Origin of the sequence: Synechococcus sp. CS-1332 (assembly GCF_025127995.1) — a bacterium.
In the GTDB taxonomy this organism is placed as follows: domain Bacteria; phylum Cyanobacteriota; class Cyanobacteriia; order PCC-6307; family Cyanobiaceae; genus Cyanobium.
This window is the reverse complement of sequence record NZ_JAHLYP010000011.1, coordinates 18,378-38,884: the sequence shown is the minus strand read 5'-3', so window position 1 is coordinate 38,884 and position 20,507 is coordinate 18,378. Positions and strand designations below refer to the sequence as shown.

Here is a 20,507-nt window from a genome sequence, read left to right as displayed (position 1 = left end):
TCTCCTCCACCGGCCCCTGGCTCTGGTGCTCCAGGTTCCGGGCGTCCCTGGCCGCGGGCCTGATCACCGCCCTGGCTCCGGGCGTGTTGCCGGCGGCGGCCCTGGGGGACACCGTGAACGTGGAGGTCAGCTTCACGCCCTACCCGGGGGAGGTGGGCGGGGCCACGGAGGTCCGCACCGTGGCTGGCCGGGTGGAGCTGGTGCTCAATGGGGTGCCGATGCTGGACAACCCCCTGGCGGCCAGCAGGGCCCTGGTGATGGGCACCGGCCCATCCGGTCCGGAACTCTCGCCGGCGTTCTGGCTACCGCTGCGGGCGCTGCAGCCGGTGCTGCGGCGGGGCCCGAACCTTCTGCAGCTGCGCTTCACGCCCCAGGACGGCCGGATCCGTTACGAGAGCCAGTTCCGCTGGGTGGTGGTGTCCGACCAGACGACCACCACCACCACGGCCCAGGGTGCCACCCTGTCCACGAACCAGGTCGGTGAGGGTGGGGAGCGGCGCCAGAGCCAGGGGCCGGTGACCTTCGAGCACCGCTTCGAGGCCCCCTTCGCGCGGGTCGAGCCCTGGCACAGTGATTCGCCGATCCAGGCCCTGGAGGCGGCCGATCGTGCCGCGATCCTGGGGGTGCTGGCCGGGCGGGCCGCCCTGTTCAGCCCCGATTTCGCCCCCGATTTCACTAGCGCCTACGCCTCCCTGGCTGCCCTTCCCACCGATCGGGGCCTGCGCTTCGATCTGCCTGCGATGCGCGGCGAGCGCTGCCTGGAGCGCGGCCATGCCGCCGGCGTGCGGCTGGCCGCTCCGGCGCTCGACCAGGTGCGCCTGATCACCACCGGCAGCCCCGTGGTGGTGGCCCGTGGCGTTGGTCCCAGCCTGTTCCGCCCGGCCAACCTCCCCGGCACCGAGGCTCGCCTGGCCGCCCTGCCCGAGGACGCGGGCTTCTGCTTCGCCGTCGCCACGGGCGTTCTGTTTCCCCCGCAGCTGCTGCTGGTGAAGGGGCCGGGCGGGCAGTGGCGGGCGCTCGACTGAAGGGCCGTGCGAGCCTTGGGCCAGGAGAGGCCCACGCCAACGAGATCCATGGGCTTTGGCCTTGCCCCCTTACCCCTGGCCCCGGTCAAGGGCCTGGGGTTGCTGGCTGCCCTGGCGCTGCTGCTTGCCTGCGGCGGCTGTGGCGGCATCGCCGTCGGCCCCGACAACCTCTACATCTCCGTCGAAACCAGCACCAACTACGGCAGCACCTCCGAACTGGGGGACAACCGCAACATCAGCAGGAGCCTGATCGAGAAGTTCCGGTCCCTCAATCCCGGCGTGGCTGTGCACATCAGGCACTTCCCAGCGGGGGAGCTCGTCGCGGCCACCCGTTTTCGTGACGGCCGTGGCCTGGGCCCGGACCTGATCGTGAGTCGCGTGGTCACCGCCCTGCAGCTGCATCAGCAGGGGCTGAGCAGCGACGTGAGCCTGGATCCAGACGCCCGCAATCGGCTCGAACCACGCTTTCAGAACAGTTTTCGCAATGGCTCCAAGGCGTTCGCGGTGCCGTTCCTGGCCCAACCGCAGGTGGCCTGTTTCGACCGCCGCCGCCTCAGGGAACCGCCCCGCAGCGTCGACGCGCTGCTGGCCCTGAGTGCCAAGGGTCTGCGGGTGGGCCTGCCCATCAGCGTGGGCGAACTGTTCTGGACCACCACGGCCCAGGGGGCCGGCCCTGCCGTGGCCCAGTTGCTCAATGGACGACCGGCGGGGGAGGCAGCCACCCTGTCAGCCGCCGACCACCGGGCGCTGGAGCGCTGGATCGCCTGGATCTACGACTCCGGCCTGCAGCAGAACGTGTCCTTCTCCGACGACCCCTTTGAACTGGTGCAGCAACTGGAGCGAGGCGAGCGCGACTGGATCAGCTGCAGCAGCCTCTGGATCGACGGCCTGCGACAACGGATGGGTTCGCACCTGGGGGTGTCGGTGCTGCCGGGTGGGGCCGACACCCCGGCCACGCCGGTCACCCGGCTGCTGGTCTGGAGCTTCGGGCGCCATTCGAGTGCGCGGCAGAGGCTTCTGGCCGAGCGGTTCGTGGCCTTCTCGCTCAACGAGGTGACGCAGAAGCAGCTGATGGTGGCGGTGCCGGGCAACCTGCCGGTGAATCCCAATGTGTTGATCCCCACCCGCAGCTCGGCCCTGATGGCCGCGCTCGCCTTCAGCCTCGACCATTCCCGCATGTTTGAGTTTCGCGATCCCGACGCGGCCATCGTCCGGGGCGGTCGGCTCGAATCGGTGCTGAAGAAGGTGGTGCAGGGGGAGTTGCCGCCTGAGCCGGCCATCGCCCAGCTGCTGGCCCCGACCCCATGAACCAACTGCTCTACGAGATCGTCGGCTGGCTGGGGTTCCTCAGCCGCCCGGTGGTGTTGCTGCAGTGCCTCACCACCGCCGGCTTCGCCCTGGGGTATGCCCTGTGGCTGCGGCCCAGGTTGAAGGCCCGCCGGTATCGCGTGTCGGTGCTCGGGGCGGTGGGTCTGTGGGGCGTGCTGCGCCTCAACGGGCTGGTGATCGAGCAGCTGGGCTATCCGGGCGACCTGGCGACCTATTTCGCCCAGGTGTGGGGAGCCTGGGTGCTGCTGGCCGTGATCCGGCTGCTGCTGCTGACGCGATGTCCCGCCAAGCAGATCCAGCTGCTCTACAGCCGGATCGTCCAGCCCCTGTTCGTGCTGTTCGTGGCGGGCTCGCTGGTGAACCAGCTGGCCTCCCTGCGCGATGTGGCCGAGATTCCCCTGTTCCCCCTGTTCGGTTCGCCGCTCACCACCAGCAACCTGTTCCTGCTGCTCACCATTCCCTACTTCCTGGTGGCGTTTTCCGCCATTCCCCTGGTGTGGCTGGGGCACCTCCTGCAGCGGCTGTTTCACTTCTCCCATGGCACCCGCGCCGCCGGCACCCTTGTGCTGCGCTACCTGCTGGTCGCCGCCGGGGTGCTTTGGCTGATGCACCGGGTGGGCCTCAACACCAGTGCCATCGCGGCGATCGCCGGGGGGCTCTCGGTGGGCATCGGCTTCGGCATCAAGGAGGTGTTTTCGAACTTCATCAGCGGCCTGTGGCTGTTGTTCGAGGGGTCGGTGCGGCCGGGATCGGTGCTGTTCATCGATGGCGATCCCTGCGAGGTGCGCAGCCTGGGCCTGCGGGCGGCGGTGCTGTGGCGCAACCGCGACAACGCCGAACTGGTGATCCCCAACCAGACCTTCTTCACGGCCACCACCACCACCTATACCGGCAGCGACAGCCTGCGGCGCAGCGCGGTGGAGATCGGCGCCGCCTACCGGCACGACCCGGTGGTCGTGATCGCGCTTCTGGAGGAGGTGGCCCGCGCCACGGTCGGGGTGCGGGTCGAGCCCGCCCCGCGGGCGTTTCTGGTGCGGTACAGCGAGTCCTCGATCGACTATTCCCTGCGCTTCTGGATTGATGACCCGCTCGGAAACCTCTCCATTCAGAGCGCCGTGAGTCAGGCGATCTGGCACGCCTTCACCGCCAACGGGATCGAGATTCCCTTCCCCCAGCGGGTGATCCATCCGCCCACCGATTCGACCGGGCCGACGCCAGCCGCGCCAGCTCCCCAGCAGGATTGAGCTCCCCGGTCACTGCTGCCAGAGTGGGTCGGCTTGCGGCGTCCCATGGCACACCACGGCCCGGCTCTGATGCCGTTGGGGTGGCAGCCGGGGTAGACCAGGGAGATGTGGTGTGGTGAGGGTTTCTGGCTGGTTGGTTCCCCCGTGTGCCAGGCGCCTGGCGGTCGCCCCCACAGCACCTCCACGGCTCCGTTCCCGAACTGAGCCGCCGGCGCATTCGCCTGGAGAGCGTTCTGCTGGCCGCCACCATCTTCAGCGTGGCGACAGTGGCGCTGAGCTTCAACTACTGGAGCGCCAACCGGCTCCTGCGCAACGAGGTGCGCGAAGCCCTGCGCAACCTGGTGAGCATCGCCGCCAGCGAAATGGATCCCAGCCTGGTTGCCGCCATGACCAGGCCCGAGCAGACGGGAACACCGGACTATCGCCGTGCCAGCGAACCCCTGCTGAAGCTGCGCAGGCTCGTGCCGGAGATCTACTACGCCTATGTGTTCATTGCCAGCCCGGAAGGTCTTCGATTCGCGATCGATAGCACCTACTACATCCAGAACAAGGGTGACTCCTCGAGCACCACCCGCGTTGGTGAGCTCTATGTCGATCCGTCGGTCGACGCGCTCCAGGCCGTCCGCACCGGCCTGACCACCATCAGCACAAGGCACTACACCGACAGCTTCGGAACCTTCATGAGCGGCTTTGCTCCGATCCGGGACAGCAAGGGGAAGCTGGTGGGCTTTGTTGGCATCGATTTCTCGCTTGCCCAACTGCAACGCAAGCAGTTTCCGCTGCAGCTCACCTACATAGTGGGCCTGATCGGCAGCGGCGGGTTCTCGGTTCTGGCAGCCAGCTTCTATCGCCGTTCCCTCAAGGCCCGGGCCCGGGCCTTCGCGGCCATGGCCGCCGCCGACCGCGCCAAGAGCACGTTTCTCGCCACCTTGAGCCACGAGATCCGCACCCCGCTCAATGGGGTCATCGGCATGACGGGGCTGGTGTTGGCCACGGAGCTGTCCGCCCAGCAACGGGAGTGCCTGGACATCGTGCACTGCTCGGGGGAATCCCTGCTCAGCCTGCTCAATGAAATCCTCGACTTCACCAAGACCGAATCCGGAAACCTGGTGCTGGAACTGGTTCCGTGCCAGCTGCGCTCCCTCCTGGAGGAGACGGTCGCCAACTGCTCCAGCCTTGCCCTGGCCAAGGCGCTCGACCTGTCTCTGGTGATCGCTCCGGACGTTCCCCCGGCGATCTGCACCGACGCCATCCGCCTGCGCCAGATCCTGCTCAACCTGATCGGCAATGCGATCAAGTTCACCGACGCCGGCAGCGTCGTTGTGTCCGTTCAGGCGACGGCCAGTTCTGTGAGCGAACCGGGGAAAGAAGCGATCGATCTGGCCTTCTCCGTCACCGACACCGGGGTCGGCATTGCCGCCGATCAGATGGGTCTGCTGTTCCAACCCTTCTCGCAGCTTCGTCTCTCCACCAACGCCCCCCATGCGGGCACCGGCCTGGGGCTGGCCATCTGCCAGCAGCTCATTGCTGCCCTTGGCGGCACGATCCGGGTGGAGAGCACCCCCGGCTGCGGCAGTGCGTTCTGCTTCAACCTGCCGGTGGAAGCGGTGGCCGCCGCCCCCGCCCCGGCTCCCCTGCCAGCGCCGCCGAGCCCAGAGGACGACGGGGTGGCCTTCGCGGCAAGCCATCCCCTGCGCATCCTGCTGGCGGATGACAGCGCCGTGAACCGGCGGCTCTGCGAGCTGATGCTGCGGCGTCTTGGCTATGCGCCGGAGTCCGCCGTCGATGGCCAGGAGGCGCTGGAACGGCAGCGTGTTCTCGACCCTGATCTGATCCTGATGGATGTGCAGATGCCCCGGCTTGATGGTCTGGAAGCCACCCGCCGCATCCGCGCCGCCACCGGACGGCCGGAGCGGCCCTGGATCGTGGCGGTCACCGCCTTCAGCTCCGCCGAGGAGCGGGAGGCGGCCCTGCAGGCGGGCATGAACGAACTCCTCGCCAAGCCGCTCAAGGCCGAGGCCCTGATGGCCAGCCTCCTTGCCGCCCATGCCCGCTGCCGCCAGCGCTCCCCCTAGGGAGCTACCTCAGGGCAGGGTGAAGCCGGAGGTGTTCAGGTGCTTGAGGTCGAGCAGCACCACCGTGAACCAGACCAGCAGGGCCAGGCCGCCGAGCGAACCGATCACGGCCAGCAGGCCCACGATCACCGACCTGGAGGAACCGCTGTCGTTCGGCACGGGGAGGGTGGAAGCTTGTGCCACTGTCCCATGGCCGGGCCAGGGCCGCGCCGGTTCCCTCACCCGATGGCCTCGGCGGCCTCTACGGGCTCGGCCAGCACCAGCCGCAGCAGCACCGGCGCCAGGAATGTGGTTCCCATCACCATCAGCAGGATCGCCGCCTCCAGCGACGGTCCCAGCACCCCGGTCTGGGTGCCCAGCCCCAGAAAGATCAGGCCCACTTCGCCGCGGGGCATCATCCCCAGCCCCACCGCCAGCCGGTTGGTGGGCACCTGGCTCCTGTAGCTCCAGCCGGCCGCCACCTTGCTGACCACGGCGGCCGCCAACAGGAAGCCCGCCATCACCAGTCCCTCGTGGTTGGCGGCATTGAAGGGATTGAGCACCGACAGGTCCATGCCGCTGCCGATCAGCACGAAGAAGAAGGTGGCGAAGAGCGCCACCAGGGGCTTCACCGCCTCTTCGATGGCGTGCCGGTGCCGGGAGGCACTCAGGATCAGGCCACCGGCGAAGGCCCCCAGGGCCGCCTCCAGGCCGAACGCCTGGGCCGCGAAGCAGGACAGGGACAGCACCAGGAAGGCCGCCACCACCACCTCGCCGGGGGCCTTCAGGCGATCGAGCAGCCAGTCGAAGGAGGGGGCGGCGGTGCGGCTGAGGAACAGGGCCACCGCCACGAACACCACAGCTGCGGCGATCAGCTTCAGGATCGGGCCGATGGCGAAGCCCTCGCCGCCTGCTAGGGCCACCACCACGGCCAGGATCACGATGCCGAGGATGTCATCGAGCACGGCCGCCCCGATCACCGTCTGGCCCTCCCGGGTGCGCAGGAACTTCAGCTCCCCCAGCACGCTGGCGGTGATGCCGATGCTGGTGGCGGTCATGGCGGCACCGGCGAAGATCGAAGGCAGCAACGGCACGGAGAACAGAACGTGCAGGCCGGCGGTTCCCAGGGCGAAGGGCAGGACCACCCCGGTGAGCGCCACCGTGATCGCCTGCCCCCCCACCGCCATCAGTTCATCCAGTTCGCTCTCGAGGCCGGTGAGGAACAGCAGGGCCAGCAGGCCGATCTTCGCCACCGCCTGCAGGTTGGTGAAGCTGTGGTCGTAGATCTCCTGCACCTGCTCCGGGCCCACGTGGGCCAGGGCGGCGATCGTGTGCTCGGCGAAGCCGTTGAGCTGGCCGCCCAGCTCCGGGGCCAGGATCAGATGCAGCCCCGAAACGCCGATCAGCACCCCCGCCACCAGCTCGCCGAGGATGGCCGGCAGGCGGAAGCGCACCATCAACTCCGCCAGGGCCCGGGCGGCGAACAGGATCACGATGAAGCGGCCCACCTCGATCAGGGTTTCGGCCGCTTCGATCTGGTGGCCTCCGGTGGCAAGCAGCAGGGATGGCATGTCGATGGGAGCCTGCAACGGCGATGGCGAAATCCTTTCATCCCCACGCAGGCAGCGGGCCCGGGATCAGCGGATCAGGATCGCCGTTCACGGCGAACGGCGGGCGCCGGCCCCCGCAGACTGGGGGGACAGCCGGGCCCGGAGCCTGCAGTGATGGCAAGGTTCAGGCGCTCAACGCGGCAGCGGCTCCGGGGGCGGCTCCGGCCCGGTGACGTTCCACCGGAGGGCCGGCCGGCGATCTCCTGGGGCGTCGTCGTGGCGGTCGGTCTGCTGCTGGCCGGCGTGCCGATGCTGCTCTTCAATCAGCAGCACTCCGGCGACCCGCTCAAGATCCGCCGCGAACTGCGCAAGTTCTGAGCCCGACGCCCCGTGACCATCCCCTTCCACCGCCGCCGCTGGCTCCGGTTCCTGCTGGGGGGCCTGGTCGCCGTCACCCTGCTGGCCGGCGTTGCTGGCTGGGCCGGCGGCGCCGCCCGGCCGGCCGATCCGCTGCCGTCCTGGAATCCGGGCGCGGCCCGGGACGGCATCCTCAGCTTCGTCCGCCAGACCACGGACCCCGCCAGCCCCCGGTTCGTGCCGCCCGCCGAGCGCATCGCCACCTTCGACCAGGACGGCACCCTCTGGGTGGAGCAGCCGGTCTATCCGCAGGTGCGCTTCATCCTCGAGCGGGTCCCCGGGGCGGTGACCACCAGGGAGGAGCTGGAGCGGCTCGCCGCCACCGCCCTCAGCGGCATGCCCCTGGAGACCTTCCGGGCCGATGTGCGCCAGTGGCTGGCCACGGCCCGCCATCCCCGCTGGCAGCGCCCCTACACCGAACTCACCTACCAGCCGATGCAGGAGCTGCTCCGTTATCTGCGGGCCCACGGCTACAAGACCTACATCGTCACCGGCGGCGGCCAGGACTTCGTGCGTGTCTATGCCGAGGGCGTCTACGGCATCCCGCCGGAACAGGTGATCGGCAGTGCCGGTGCCACCCGTTACGGCTACGACAGCCAGGGCCGGCCCTTCCTGACCAAGGAGCCCCGGCTGCTGCTCAACGACAACGACGCCGGCAAGCCCGAAGGCATCCAGCTGATGATCGGCCGGCGGCCCACCGCCGCCTTCGGCAACTCCACCGGTGACCGGCAGATGCTCGAGTACACCAAGGCCGGCGACGGCGCGCGCCTGTCGATGCTGGTGCTGCACGATGACGCCCGCCGTGAGTATGCCTACGGTCCGGCCCTGGGACTGCAGAACACCCGGGTGGGCCGGTTCACTCAGGGGCTCTATGACGAAGCCCGCCAGCAAGGCTGGACCGTAATCAGCATGAAGAACGATTGGAAGCGCATCTTCTCCTTCGAGCCCTGAAGGTCCGGGCTCCCCTTGCGTTCTAGGGTCGAAGTCAGTCGATTCGCCGCCATGAAAGTCCTGGCCCTCTCCCTGCTGAGCGCTTCGCTCGTCATCGGAGCCGGTTCCGCCGCCCAGGCCCAGCAGCGCTGCACCTTCCTGCAACCGGTCGGTGGCGATGGCACCACCCCGATCGTCTCCAAGCGGGTGGGGGCCGCCAAGCTGATCGGCAAGGAGAACTGGAACACGGACTTCATCGTCAACCAGCCCTACAGCAGCTTCAAGTTCTTTTTCACGGCCAACTCCTCCGACGCCGGCGCCAAGTATCCGGTGAGTGGCTTCATGAAGTTCAGCGATGGCAGCAATCTGCAGGTGATCAACGAAGTCATGAATCCGCCGATCGGCACCGGCCGCATGTTCGGCCCCTTCCCCGCCATTCCGGGCAAGCAGGCCAGCCAGATGAACTTCAAGGTGGGAGCCAGCAGCGACCCCGGCGCCCTGGGCTTCAGCTACCGGATCTCGGTGCAGGGCTGCCAGTAGGCCCCGCCGCGATGCTGCTGCCCCTGCTGCTGGCCCTTTCACCGGCGCCCGGTCCGGTGATCAGCAACGGGCCCGTGGTGGCCGTGCTGGAGAACCGTCGCCAGCCGAAGCCCGATGGCATGGATGAAGTCCAGCCCGTGGCCACCGTCCGCCTGGAGGGGAAGGTGGTCGGTCAGCTGATGGGGGCGCTGCGGATCGGCCCCGGCAGCATCGATTCGGTGCTGCAGGTGGTGGAGATGGACCCCGCCAACCCCTATCCGGAGGTACTGCTCTCCACGTTCACGGGCGGTGCCCACTGCTGCAACGACACCCGCGTGCTCACCAGCAGCCCCGACGGCCGCCGCTGGTTCGAGGTGCGCCGCGATCCGGTGAATGGGGGCCCCAACGGCGCCAGCGACCCGCTGGGCAACGGCCGCTACCTGCTGGTGGACGTGGACAACCGCTTCCTCTATCAGTTCGCCAGCTACGCCGGCAGCAGCGCCCCCAGCCAGATCTGGCAGCTGAACGGCCCTCGCTTCGTCGACATCAGCCATCGCCGCCAGATGCTGCCGCTGCACCGCCGCCGGCTCCAGGAGATGGAGAGCTGGTTCAAGGAGCCCGCCGATCAGCGCACGGAGGCCAACGGCTTTCTGGCCGCCTGGGTGGCAACCAAGGCGCTGGTGGGGGAGTTCGACAGCGGCTGGCGGCGGATGCTGGGCCTCTACGACCGCCGCTCCGACTGGGGGCTGACTTCCTGCGAGGCCGGCTACAACGCCAAGGGTGACTGCCGGCAACCGGAACGGCGCTACGCCGACTTCCCTGCGGCGCTGCGGGCCTTCCTGCGCCGCACGGGCTACGTGCCGTTGCCGGCCACCTCAGCCCAGAAAGGTCATGGTCAGGCTCACCAGGGCCAGGCCGGTGAGGCCGGTGGCGGTCAGCAGCCCGATCGATCGGTGCATGGGAATGTCCTGTTGCCCCAGAACCTAGAGCAATCCTTAAGAAGCGCAATCGCTCCGCGCTGAGCCGCAGCAATCCGTCATGGAGCGCCGCTACCCGACCCCGGCGCCGACCTGAAACGAACGCATCGCGATGGCGCCGAGGGTGACCTCGGCGTTGAAGAAGCTCAGTGGCTCGCCGCGATCCTGCACTCCCAGCACGTAGAGCAGCGGCAGGTAGTGCTCCAGCGACGGCACCGCCAGGGCCGCCTCGGGGCCCAGGGCGAGGGGATCGAGCAGGTCCTCCAGGGAGCCGGAGCTGATCCGCTCGGCCAGCAGCTGATCGAAGGCTTCGGCCCAGCCGTGGGCCCGGTCCTCCAGGACCATCTGGCCCAGGTTGTGGACGAGGTTGCCGCTGCCCAGCACCAGCACCCCCTCCTGGCGCAGGGGCCGCAGGCGCCGGGCCAGCTCCAGGTGCTCGCGGGGGCTGCGGCGCCTGTCGAGGCTGAGCTGCAGCACGGGCAGATCGGCCGCCGGGAGCATGGGCCGCAGCACCGACCAGGCGCCGTGGTCAAGGCCCCAGGCGTGGTCGAGGGTGATCTCCGGGACCAGGCGCTGCAGGCGTTCCGCCAGGGCGGGGGATCCCGGCGCGGGGTAATCGATCGCGAAGAGCTCGGCAGGGAAGCCGCGGAAGTCGTGGATCGTGCGCGGCCGCTCCATCGCCGTGACCTGCACCCCCTGGGTTTCCCAGTGGGCCGAGACGCAGAGGATCGCCTGCGGGCGCGGCAGCGCCGCGAAGCGCTCGGCCCAGGAGCGGGTGAAGCGGTTGGCTTCGATCGCGTTCATCGGGCTGCCATGGCCGATGAACAGGGCGGGGGTGGGGGCCTGGATCACGGGGTCTGGCCTCGCGGCGGTGGGTCTGCCCTTGCCACTCTGGATCGGCTGCTTGCACCACCAATGGCGGCTGCCGTCACCATCGCCCTGGCCCTGGAGGGTCAGCTGCGCCTCGATGACCAGCCCGCCCTGCACCAGGCCGTGGCGCTGGCGCGCCAGAGCGGTGCGCGCCTGCTGGTGCTGGCCTGCCGGCCGGAGGGCCAGCGGCTGCGGGGCCCCCACCAGCGGCGGCTGGAGGCCCAGGCCCTGGTGGCTCTGCACGCGCGCCTGGCGGCGGCGGGAATCCCCCTGCTGGCCTTTCCCCAGCGCACCACGGCGGCCGCCCTCGCCGAACTCCGCCCCCTGGTGCAGCCCACGGCGGTGCTGCACGCCAGCGAAAGCCGCCTGTTTGACTCCTGGCCGGTGGCGGCCGAACGCTTCCCCAGGGTGTTCAGCCAGTTCCGCCGCGGCCTGGAGCGCGAGCCGGAACCGCCCCTGCCCCCACCGGATCTCGCCGGCCTGGGGGACACCTGGGACGAGCTTCCCCGGGCCTGGCTGGCACCGCCCGCGGCCGCTGCTGCCGGGGGGGATCCCCGCAGCGCCTTCCCCTTTCCCGGTGATGAGCCCGCGGCCCTGGCCCGGTTGCGGCACTACCTGTTCGGCTCCACCGGGCTGCGCGATTACAAGGCCACCCGCAACGGCCTGGTGGGCACGGAGTTCTCCGCCAAGTTCTCCCCCTTCCTGGGCGTGGGCTCCCTCTCGGTGCGGCGGATCTGGCAGGAGCTGCTGGGTTATCAGGAGCACCACGGCGCCGACGAGGGCTCGGAATGGATGAAACAGGAGCTGCTCTGGCGCGAGTTCTTCCTCTGGTCGGAGCAGCACCACCGCGACGCCTTCTACGCCCCCGGCGGAATCCAGCACCGCCCGCCCGACTGGAAGGCGGACCCTGAGCGCTTCGCCCGCTGGACCCGCGGGGATACGGGCCATCCCCTGATCGACGCCCAGTTGAACGAGCTGCTGGCCACCGGCTACCTCTCCAACCGCGGCCGCCAGTGGGTGGCCTCCCATTTCGTCAACGAGCTGCAGCTGCCCTGGATCTGGGGGGCGCGTTTCTTTGAGTGGTGCCTGATCGATGCCCACCCGGCCCTGAACACGGGCAACTGGGCCTACCTGGCCGGCGTCGGCTCCGACCCGCGCAGCTTCGGCGGCGCCCCCCGCCGCTTCGATCTGGAGCGCCAGGTGCGCCTCTACGACCCCCAGCAGACCCACCGCCAGCGCTGGAGCTGAACCCCCATGTGCCTGGACCCTGTGACCCTCACCCTGTGGCCCTGACCCTGATCCTGGGCGACCAGCTCCACCCCGACTGGCTCACCCCCTCCCCCCTGCAGCTCGCCCCCGGCTCCCGGGTGCTGATGGTCGAGGACCTGGCCGTGGCCTCCACCTGGCGGTACCACCGGCTGCGGCTGCTGCACACCTTCGTAGCGATGCGCAGCTTCCGCGATGCGCTGCTGGAGCGGGGTGTGGCGGTGCGCTACTGCGAGCTGCCGGAGTCGGTGGGGGTGCCGTTCTGGCAGCGGCTGGTGGACGAGCTGGGCGACGGGCGCGAGCTCCAGGTGGCCGAGGTCGCCGACCGGGGCTTCGAGGCACGGCTGCAGCGGTTCTGCGCGGAGCAGGATGTGCGGCTCAGCGTGCTGCCCTCACCGGCGTTCCTGGAATCGGCCGCCGAGAGCCGGAGCTGGTTCGAGGGCCGCCGCCGCCCGTTCATGAAGACCTTCTATGAACGCCAGCGGCGCCGCCTTGGCCTGCTGCTGGAAGCCGATGGCAGCCCCAGCGGCGGCCGCTGGAGCTTCGATGTCGAGAACCGCCGCAAGTTGCCCAAGGGCTATGTGGAGCCGCCGCTGCCGGGGGTGCCGGCCAGCCCCCATGAGCCGGTGGTGCGGGCCCTGATCGCCCGCCATTTCCCAGACCACCCCGGCGCGCTGGGGCCCCTGTGGATCCCCTTCGATCAGGCCGGGGCCGAGAGCTGGCTGCAGGGCTTTCTGCAGGAGCGGCTCGACGGCTTCGGGCCCTTTGAAGACGCCCTCAGCCAGCAGTACGCCACCCTGCACCACTCCCTGCTTTCGCCCCTGCTCAACATCGGCCTGCTCACACCGGCGGGGGTGGTCGCGGCCACCCTGGCCCACGCGGCGGCTCGGCAGGAGCGGGGCCAGCCGGTGCCGATCGCCTCGCTGGAGGGGTTCCTGCGCCAGGTGATCGGCTGGCGCGAGTTCGTGCGCGGCATCGACCGGGTGCACGGAGAGCGCCAGGCCGCCGCCAACTTCTGGAACCACCACCGCCGCCTCGCCCCCTGCTGGACCGACGGCAGCAGCGGCCTGCCGCCCCTGGATGCGGCGATCGAACGGGTGAACCGGCTCGGCTACAACCACCACATCGAGCGGCTGATGGTGATCAGCAACCTGATGCTGCTGTGTGAGATCCACCCCGGCGAGGTGCACCGCTGGTTCATGGAGCGCTATCTGGATTCCTATGAATGGGTGATGGGCCCGAACGTCTACGGCATGGGCCAGATGAGCGACGGTGGCTTGTTCGCCACCAAGCCCTACATCGGCGGTTCCAACTACATCCTCAAGATGGGCGATTACAAGCGCGGCCCTTGGTGCGAGATCTGGGACGGTCTCTACTGGCGCTTCATCGACCGCCACCGCACCTTCTTCCAGGCCAACCCGCGCCTCTCGATGATGGTGCGGCTGCTGGAGCGGATGGACCCGGCACGGCGCGCGGCTCTGGAGGCCGCCGCCGAGGGGTTCCTGGCGCGCGCCACCCGTTAAGGGGCCTTGGGGATGACGACGCGGGGAGCGAGGTTGAGGCGTCGGATGCGCTGGGCGAAGCCACGGTCGTCGAAGGAGGCGAGCGACTCGCAGCCACGGCAACTGGCGTGGTGCAGGGCATCGGCGAAGTCGAGCCCGGCGCGCAGCCCAGCGACGGCCTGCTCCAGGGCTGGGCGATCTTCCGTGGTGAGGCAGGAGTGGGCCAGGAGGTGGTCAAACACCGTCAGCACCTGCTCGGCCGCGAAGCCGTAGTACCCCCGCAGCACCCACTCCAGCTCCAGGGCCACGGTCTTGGGCAGGAACAGGGCTTGTCCTGACTCGATCAGGACCCGGGCCGCCTGGCGCTGGCGTTCGGTCGCGCTATCGGCCCCGTTCGTTTCAACGAAGTACCGGGCCAGAACGTTGGTGTCGAGGCCGATCACGGCGTCAGGAAGCTGGCGGGATCGAAATCCGCTGGCACCGGTTGGCGAGGGCTCTTAAGCAGGCCGAAGCCACTGGCCGGCAGTGGCTGCTCCGGCTTGCAGGAGCGCACCTCGATGTGATCGCCCACCAGCTGGAAACTGACGCGACCGCCTCGGGCCAGACCGAGTTGCTGACGCAGGGCCTTGGGGATGGTGACCTGTCCCTTGCTGGTGATCGAGCTGGTGGCGGTTCCCATGGACTCCATCGCAAGCCTCTTCGGGACGGAGGTATTACCTGGTAAGGATAAATCAGTCGGTGCCGATGGATGAGCATGGTTGGACCTGACCAGCCCCCTGCCCGTGAACGCCTCCGCCGATGCTGCCGCCCGGCCGCCAGCCCCCGCCGTGTTGCTGGAGCGGCTGGCGGGGGTGGAGGGCATGGGCCGCGGCCGCCGGCGGCTGGTGCTGCTGCTCAGCCAGCTGGGCGACTTCGACAGCCTCGAGTACGCCCAGGCTCTGGTGCCGGTGCTGCCGCAGCTGGAGGCCGCCGGCATCCCCGTGCTGGCGATCGGCATCGGCGACGCGGCGGGCCGCGAGCGCTTCTGCGCCTTCACCGGCTTCCCCAGCGAGCGGCTGCTGGTGGATTCCGAGCCCCATCTGCACCGCGACCTGGGGCTTTACGAGGGGCTGAAGCAGGCGGGTGGCCCCTGGCCCAACCTGTTGCTGATGTGCGCCGGCCTCGGTTCCCCCGGCACCCTGGCCGAGGTGCTGCGCGGCTACACCGGTGATCGCAGCGCCCCCCAGCGCATCGCCGACGACGAGACGATCCAGGCGGGCCCCCTGCCGCCGATCAAAGGCTCGTTCTTCGCACGGGCTGGCGGCAGTGGCTTCCAGCGGCCCTTCGAGCTGGCCACCGTGCGGCTGCGCAACATGGCCGAAGTGCTGGGCCACTGGCGCACCTACGTTCCCCGCGACGACTTCCTCACCCAACGGGGCGGCACCTATCTGCTGGAGGCCGACGACACCCTCCTGTACTGCCACCGTGACCGTGGCATCCTCGGCTTCTCGGCCACCATGGCCAGGCCGCTGACCTTCCTGGATCCCTATGTGGGCTGAGGGAAATGACCGGATTGCGCTGCCACCTCCTGATCGGCCCGCCGGCCAGCGGCAAGACCACCCTGGCCCGGGCCCTGGCGCCCCTGCTCAGCGCCCCCGGTGAACCGGAGGCGGTGGTGCTCTCCACCGACGCCATCCGCGCCGAGGTGTTCGGCGATGCGGCGGTGCAGGGCCCCTGGAGCGCCATCGAGCAGGTGCTGCACCAGCGGATCCGGGCGGCCGTGGCCGACGGCATTCCGGTGATCGTCGATGCCACCCATGCCCGGCGGCCCTGGCGGCTGGCCCTCACCCAGGCGCTGGCGTTGCCAGCTCCGGTGGAGTGGATCGGCTGGTGGCTGTTCACCCCCCTGGCCACCTGCCTGGAGTGGAACCAGCGCCGCCAGCGCCTGGTGCCCGAGCCGGTGATCAAGGAGCTGGCGGCGGCCCTGGCCGATCCGCACTTCGGGCCCAGCCGGGCCGAGGGCTTCGCGGCCGTGGTGGCCCTGGTGCCCAGCCACCACGAGTCCCTGGAACCGGTGCTGGCCGAGGAGCTGGCCCGGCTCGACCAGCGCATCCGCTCGGCCACCAACCGGGAGCGGCAGGTGCAGCGCCATGGCTACTCCCGCCTGCTGGATCTGGAGCGCCTGCTTCACCTGCTGCGCCTGCTGAGCCGCTATCCAGACCTGGCCGTCAACGATCCCGTCACCGCCGCCGAGCTGGAGGCGATCGTCTCGCCGCTGCCAGAGGGCGACCTGGCTGATCGGGCGGCGGCCCTGCTGTGGCGGCTGTATGGGGACTGCTACGGCGAGGCGGCGGCCCTGCGGGCCGACCTGGCCTGGCTGGAGCAGCAGGGGCTCACTGCCGCCCAGCCCGTCAGTGGCCCGATCCAGCTAGCCCCGGCGGTGGCCGCGCCGGGCGGCGTGAACGGGGGGCTGCCTCCCCTGGGGGACGGCCCGGTGTTTCGCAGGGTGTTCATCCTGCTGCGTCATGTGCTGCAGCAGCCCTTCGATCGCCAGGACGGCAGCGACCTGCCCGGTCACCTGATCCAGGCGATGGAGGAGATCCCCGGCGCCTACCTGCCGGGGGAGGCGGCCACCCTGCGCAAGGACCTGGAGAAGCTGCTGACGCCCTACGGCTTCCGGGCGCGCAACGACAACGTGCGCCACGGCTATGCCCTGGGCACGGCGCTGCTGTCGGCCCAGCGTCTGCGCGAGATCCACGGGGTGGTGAGCCAGGCGGCCGGTCGCCTGGGGGACCCTTCCGCCCAGGATCTGCTGGCGGAACTGGAAGAGAGGCTGCGCTGGGGCGGGATCAGCCCGGAGGCTGCGGCGCCGGTGCGCACCTACGCCAACCATTCGGTGGTGGATGCCGCCCTGGTGCGCCCGGATTCGCTCGCCGCCGATCGCCATGGCTACCGCCAGGCGGAGGCGATCGAAACGGCGATCCTCGAGCACCGGCGCGTGGTGCTGGAGCGTTACGCCTCGGGGGCCAGCTTCCCCGACAGCCCGGTGGGGGAGCTGCGGGTCTGGCCGCTGCAGCTGATCTTCCACACCATCGGCTGGTACCTCCTCTATGAGGAGGATTCCGTCGCCCAGCCCCACGGCCTGATCCGCACCGAGCGGTTGGATCGCCTGGCCCTGCGCCGCAGTGAGAGCCGCAACCGCCGCAGCGACGGGGCCCACCAGCAGGCCGTGGAGCGGGCCGGGAGGCTGCTGCACCTCAGCGGCGGCATCTACTGCGGCGACGACCTTGGCGAGCAACTGGCCCTTGCCGGCGCCTCGGCCAAGGCGAGGTCCCGGCACCTGGTGACCCTGCGCTTTTCATGTGAGGACTGGGCCTTCGCCTTCATCCGCGAGGGGGTGCTGCGCTTTCCGATCGAGCACACCCGCTTCTCCAAAGCCCTGCCCGGCGACACCTGGTGGCGCCATCCCAAAGCGCCCCATCGGCTGGAGCCCAACCCCGCCGGGGACAGCCACCCCTACCCTGTGGAACTCGACCTGCCCCCCTGGACGCTCAGGCGGGACGTGGACCTGCGTACCTGGCTGCTGGGCTTCGCCGGCGGCGTCCGCATCGAGGCGCCGGCAGCCCTGCGGGAGGAGCACCAGGAGCGGGCCAGGGCGGTCCTGGCCGCCTATGGCCCGGCGGCGGCGGAGCCCCCTGTGCGTTTCTTCCCCAACCGGCTGCGGCGCCCCTGAAGACCCTGCCTGGGCACCCCTCAGGGCCCCGCAAGCAGGGGCCCCAGGGCCTCCGCCGGCCCGCGTTCGTGTTCAAACAGGGGCCCATCCCCCTCGATCACCTTCCCGTCGTGCAGGCAGATCCGGAAGATGGCGTCACCCATGGAATCCACCACGATGCAATGGCGAGCACGCGCGCTGACGATCGGCAGGAACCCGGCGAACCACTCCATGGTGGCCCTGATCTGGCGGGCGGCCCGTTCGTTGTCGTCGTAGAAGCCGCCGTAGGCGAGGCGCAGGAACAGGCTGCACCAGGGTTCGCGCCGCTGGTAGTAGAAGGCGTGGCTGTTCATGCCATGGCCCCAGAAGCCAACGCTGAAATGGCCCAGGGGGGCCTCACTCAGAATGGAATCGATCGTGCTCTGGAGCAGGTAGGGCGGGTCCGTGCCCCGGGCTGTGCCGAACAGGGTCTGCCCCTGCCAGTGCAGCGGCTGATCGGGGGGCAACAGGGTGAGGGGGAGGGGGCCTCCGATCCGCTCGGCATAAAAGGTGGGCAGGGTTTCGAGTGTTGGCTCCATCGACGGGTCTTCGGAGGGATCCATCCTCCCCAGCGCGGCCGGATCGTGGCTGGTTTCCCTGCGAAGGACTAGAGGGGGGTCGGTGGACAACAAAGCCAAAGACGGCCGAGCAGCCAGCTCAATCGCTTGACACCTGCACTGCAAGTGTGGACAATTAGGCGGTGGTCAAAGTCTCCGCCCCCGCTGATGCTCTCTACGGCCATGAAGACCTCCTCGTCACTGCGCACTGTGCGTCTCTATTCCACCCAGGCGTTGTTCGATCGCCCTGGCAAGGAGGGCCGCAGTTGTCAATCCGTCAGTTTGAGGACGGCCTGTGAAGGGTCGCCTACCTGATGACCAGCCAACTGTCACTTGGAGCCTTCGGTTGATAGGACTGGAGCACATACACCGCCAGGAGCACCGCATTGCCCTCCGAGAATCTCAACCGCAGCGACGAGCTGCTCCTTGCTCTGCTGGACGGGCCGTTCAAGCGGGTCCGGGATCAGAATCACGTCGATCCCCACGCCATCCTTGTCTGGGACCCCAGCCGAATCCCTGTGATTCAAGCTGTGGGGATCCTTGATCTGCTTGGCCGGTATCCCTGCGGCGGTAATGGATCCCAATGGGCCGCCTCAGATCTGCTGGAGATCCTGATCGAAAAGCGCAGCCAGTGCCGCAAGAGCAACGCCTCCCATGACATTTCTGATGACGACCCTGAGTTCACGCCAGCTTGCGGAACCGTGGTGCTGATCGTTAGCGATGACCCGAGTCGCGGCCATCGCTGGGTCTCCATCAACGCCCTGATTGAACCAGGGCAATGAGCATGGAGGCCCGTGGCCACCAACCATGGTAACCGGCTCATCCACGTCACATACTTTTCTTGCTTTCACGCTTTTCATCCCAATGGTGCAAGCTGCCGGACTGACTGCTAGCCAAGAAGTGTGAAGCCTTCCGCCCAGATCTGCAACCTGGACCATATGAACCTCTTGCTCACAGCACCCCCAACCCCGCCTTCAACCCCTCGGTGACGGCCGCCAGAAACGGGAGATCCAGCGTGTCGATCGTGTCGCTCATCTGGTGGTAGTGCGGGTTGCGCATGAAGGAGGTGTCGGTCACCATCACCGCGTCGTAGCCCGCATCCCAGAAGGGGCTGTGGTCGCTGAGGCGCACATCGGGAATCGAACGGCCGGCATCGGGCACCGGCAGCACCTTGGTGACCACGTGCTTACCCATGCGGCTGGCCAGGCCAGGCAACATCGTTGCGGCGCCCAGGTTGCCCACCACGGCGATGAAATCGCCGCGATCGCCATAGATCGCCCGCATCGCGGGATGGGGATAGCTCTGGGTGGCGGCGGTGTAGGCGAGCATCTCCAGGCTCACCATCAGCTTGAGCGTCTGGCCGCTGGCCTTGAGCTCAAGGGCCAGGGCCGTGCTGCCGAGCATGCCCCACTCCTCCTGATCGAAGGCCACGATCCACACCGGCCGCCGGGGTGGGTGGGCCTTCCAGTGCCGGGCCAGCTCGATCAGGGCCGCCAGCCCGGAGGCGTTGTCGTCGGCGCCGATCGAGTGCAGGGGGCCGTCGTAGTGGGCCGCCACCAGCAGGGGATCAAGCTCCGGGCGCTGGCCGGGGAGCCGCAGGATCAGGTTGGTGCCCGCATCGATGCCCTCACGGAAGCGGTGCTCCTCCACCGGCCCCAGGGCGCCGAGCTGCTCCATGAGATAGGCGCGCACGGCCATCAGACCCATGGGATCCCAGCGGGCGTGGCGGGGCCGGGCCAGGTGCTGCAGGTGCTCCAGCAGGGGCGCGGGGTCGGGAGAGGGGTGATTGATGGTGAGGCCGTCAACGGGGCACGAAGCTTAAACGCTTGACACCTGCACTGCAAGTGTGGATAATTAGGGGATGGTCAAGGTCTTCACTCCAGCTGACGCCCTCTACGGCCTCGAGGACCTCCTCCTCGTCGCCGGCAAGCTGCTGGACGAGGAGATCTCGCCGCGCACCGTGCGTCTCTATGCCACCCAGGGGTTGATCGATCGCCCCGGCAAGGAGGGGCGCAGCGCGGTGTACGGCCACCGGCACCTGTTGCAACTGGTGCTGGTGCGCGCCCTGGCCCGGCGCGGCCTGAGCCTCTCCGCCATTGCCCCGTTCTGCGTTCTGGCCGACGCCGATCTGGAGCAGCAGCTGGAGCAGCTCGATGGCGAGGGGGCGGCGGCCTCCGCTCCCTCTGCCAACGAGGCCCTCCAGTACCTGCGGGACATGCCCACCACGGCTGACGACACCGAGGCTCCGGCCGAAGGTTCACTGTCCTTCGCACGAAAAGCCGCGGCGATGGGCTCCGTTCTTGGGATGCTCAACAAACCCCTTTCCTCCCGCTCCCTTTCCGAGCGCACCCCCTCCGGATCCCGCTCCAGCGACAACGGCAGCCGCTGGCTGCGTTTCACCCTCGCCCCCGGCATCGAAGTGCACGTCCGCGACTCCGTTTTGCCTCCCCCCGCCGGCCCCCGGCGCCAGCAATGGCTCCAGCGCCTTCTCGATCGCCTCAACGTCCTGCTCGACGACGCCTCCCGCTGAACCTGTT

At 69.1% G+C, this 20,507-nt stretch carries 21 protein-coding genes; 14 read left to right on the top strand and 7 right to left on the bottom strand.

All coding sequences use genetic code 11. The annotated features are described in order from the left end of the window. Positions 1-86 precede the first annotated feature (86 nt). The 4 genes from KQ305_RS01870 (at position 87) to KQ305_RS01855 (ending at position 5,673) form a co-directional block, all read left to right on the top strand. Positions 87-1,025, top strand: coding sequence for a hypothetical protein (locus KQ305_RS01870; protein ID WP_259723757.1), 939 nt, complete (start codon positions 87-89; stop codon positions 1,023-1,025). A gap of 48 nt (positions 1,026-1,073) precedes the next feature. After that, a complete protein-coding gene (locus KQ305_RS01865; protein ID WP_259723756.1) occupies positions 1,074-2,333 on the top strand; it encodes a hypothetical protein in 1,260 nt (419 codons plus the stop codon). Further along, positions 2,330-3,598, top strand: a complete 1,269-nt coding sequence (locus tag KQ305_RS01860) for a mechanosensitive ion channel family protein (RefSeq protein WP_259723755.1) — start codon at positions 2,330-2,332, stop codon at positions 3,596-3,598. The genes KQ305_RS01865 and KQ305_RS01860 overlap by 4 nt, the downstream gene beginning before the upstream one ends. Positions 3,599-3,744: 146 nt before the next feature. Further along, positions 3,745-5,673: an ATP-binding protein gene (locus KQ305_RS01855; RefSeq protein ID WP_259723754.1), complete on the top strand. Its 1,929-nt coding sequence runs from the start codon at positions 3,745-3,747 to the stop codon at positions 5,671-5,673. A gap of 9 nt (positions 5,674-5,682) precedes the next feature. On the opposite strand, the gene KQ305_RS01850 is transcribed toward KQ305_RS01855, so the two are convergent. Next, the gene (locus KQ305_RS01850; protein WP_259723753.1) at positions 5,683-5,832 is read right to left on the bottom strand and encodes a hypothetical protein; all 150 of its coding nucleotides are present in this window, start codon (positions 5,830-5,832) and stop codon (positions 5,683-5,685) included. A 59-nt stretch (positions 5,833-5,891) separates the two neighbouring features. Beyond that, positions 5,892-7,223: a cation:proton antiporter gene (locus tag KQ305_RS01845; protein WP_399230267.1), complete on the bottom strand. Its 1,332-nt coding sequence runs from the start codon at positions 7,221-7,223 to the stop codon at positions 5,892-5,894. Positions 7,224-7,376: 153 nt separating this feature from the next. Here KQ305_RS01845 and KQ305_RS01840 point away from each other — a divergent pair, with 153 nt between their 5' ends. Genes KQ305_RS01840 through KQ305_RS01825 form a run of 4 tightly spaced genes read left to right on the top strand, consistent with a single transcriptional unit; the run spans position 7,377 to position 10,090 of the window. Continuing rightward, the gene (locus KQ305_RS01840) at positions 7,377-7,580 is read left to right on the top strand and encodes a hypothetical protein (RefSeq protein WP_259723752.1); all 204 of its coding nucleotides are present in this window, start codon (positions 7,377-7,379) and stop codon (positions 7,578-7,580) included. A 12-nt stretch (positions 7,581-7,592) separates the two neighbouring features. Continuing rightward, positions 7,593-8,570 carry an HAD family phosphatase gene (locus KQ305_RS01835; RefSeq protein WP_259723751.1) on the top strand — a complete coding sequence of 326 codons (978 nt, stop codon included), beginning with the start codon at positions 7,593-7,595 and terminating at the stop codon, positions 8,568-8,570. A 51-nt stretch (positions 8,571-8,621) separates the two neighbouring features. Beyond that, positions 8,622-9,089, top strand: a complete 468-nt coding sequence (locus KQ305_RS01830; RefSeq protein ID WP_259723750.1) for a hypothetical protein — start codon at positions 8,622-8,624, stop codon at positions 9,087-9,089. A gap of 11 nt (positions 9,090-9,100) precedes the next feature. Continuing rightward, positions 9,101-10,090: a hypothetical protein gene (locus KQ305_RS01825; protein WP_259723749.1), complete on the top strand. Its 990-nt coding sequence runs from the start codon at positions 9,101-9,103 to the stop codon at positions 10,088-10,090. Between the two features lie 27 nt (positions 10,091-10,117). On the opposite strand, the gene ygiD is transcribed toward KQ305_RS01825, so the two are convergent. Next, positions 10,118-10,897 carry a 4,5-DOPA dioxygenase extradiol gene (ygiD, locus tag KQ305_RS01820; RefSeq protein ID WP_259723748.1) on the bottom strand — a complete coding sequence of 260 codons (780 nt, stop codon included), beginning with the start codon at positions 10,895-10,897 and terminating at the stop codon, positions 10,118-10,120. A 63-nt stretch (positions 10,898-10,960) separates the two neighbouring features. Between ygiD and KQ305_RS01815 the strand changes: the two genes are divergently transcribed. Together KQ305_RS01815 and KQ305_RS01810 are read left to right on the top strand one after the other, a co-directional pair. Beyond that, positions 10,961-12,163, top strand: coding sequence for an FAD-binding domain-containing protein (locus tag KQ305_RS01815; protein ID WP_259723747.1), 1,203 nt, complete (start codon positions 10,961-10,963; stop codon positions 12,161-12,163). A gap of 35 nt (positions 12,164-12,198) precedes the next feature. Then, positions 12,199-13,704: a cryptochrome/photolyase family protein gene (locus KQ305_RS01810; RefSeq protein WP_259723746.1), complete on the top strand. Its 1,506-nt coding sequence runs from the start codon at positions 12,199-12,201 to the stop codon at positions 13,702-13,704. Here the strand turns inward: KQ305_RS01810 and KQ305_RS01805 are convergent. Continuing rightward, positions 13,701-14,126 carry a type II toxin-antitoxin system VapC family toxin gene (locus KQ305_RS01805; protein WP_259723745.1) on the bottom strand — a complete coding sequence of 142 codons (426 nt, stop codon included), beginning with the start codon at positions 14,124-14,126 and terminating at the stop codon, positions 13,701-13,703. The genes KQ305_RS01810 and KQ305_RS01805 overlap by 4 nt on opposite strands. Beyond that, entirely contained in the window at positions 14,123-14,362 is a 240-nt protein-coding gene (locus KQ305_RS01800; RefSeq protein ID WP_259723744.1) for an AbrB/MazE/SpoVT family DNA-binding domain-containing protein, read from the bottom strand. Before KQ305_RS01800 ends, KQ305_RS01805 begins: the two co-directional genes overlap by 4 nt. Positions 14,363-14,543: 181 nt before the next feature. Between KQ305_RS01800 and KQ305_RS01795 the strand changes: the two genes are divergently transcribed. Then, a complete protein-coding gene (locus KQ305_RS01795) occupies positions 14,544-15,221 on the top strand; it encodes a peroxiredoxin-like family protein (RefSeq protein WP_259723814.1) in 678 nt (225 codons plus the stop codon). A 5-nt stretch (positions 15,222-15,226) separates the two neighbouring features. Beyond that, entirely contained in the window at positions 15,227-17,395 is a 2,169-nt protein-coding gene (locus tag KQ305_RS01790; protein WP_259723743.1) for a WYL domain-containing protein, read from the top strand. A 20-nt stretch (positions 17,396-17,415) separates the two neighbouring features. Here KQ305_RS01790 and KQ305_RS01785 read toward each other — a convergent pair whose 3' ends face one another. After that, a complete protein-coding gene (locus KQ305_RS01785; RefSeq protein WP_259723742.1) occupies positions 17,416-17,976 on the bottom strand; it encodes a hypothetical protein in 561 nt (186 codons plus the stop codon). Between the two features lie 380 nt (positions 17,977-18,356). Here KQ305_RS01785 and KQ305_RS01780 point away from each other — a divergent pair, with 380 nt between their 5' ends. Continuing rightward, positions 18,357-18,752, top strand: coding sequence for a hypothetical protein (locus KQ305_RS01780; RefSeq protein WP_259723741.1), 396 nt, complete (start codon positions 18,357-18,359; stop codon positions 18,750-18,752). Between the two features lie 169 nt (positions 18,753-18,921). Here the strand turns inward: KQ305_RS01780 and KQ305_RS01775 are convergent, their stop codons facing one another. Beyond that, positions 18,922-19,677 (bottom strand): M20/M25/M40 family metallo-hydrolase, encoded by a 756-nt coding sequence (locus KQ305_RS01775; RefSeq protein WP_259723740.1) that lies wholly within the window; start codon positions 19,675-19,677, stop codon positions 18,922-18,924. 154 nt (positions 19,678-19,831) lie between these two features. On the opposite strand from KQ305_RS01775, the gene KQ305_RS01770 reads away from it, so the two are divergent. After that, positions 19,832-20,500: a MerR family transcriptional regulator gene (locus KQ305_RS01770; RefSeq protein WP_259723739.1), complete on the top strand. Its 669-nt coding sequence runs from the start codon at positions 19,832-19,834 to the stop codon at positions 20,498-20,500. Positions 20,501-20,507: the final 7 nt, after the last annotated feature.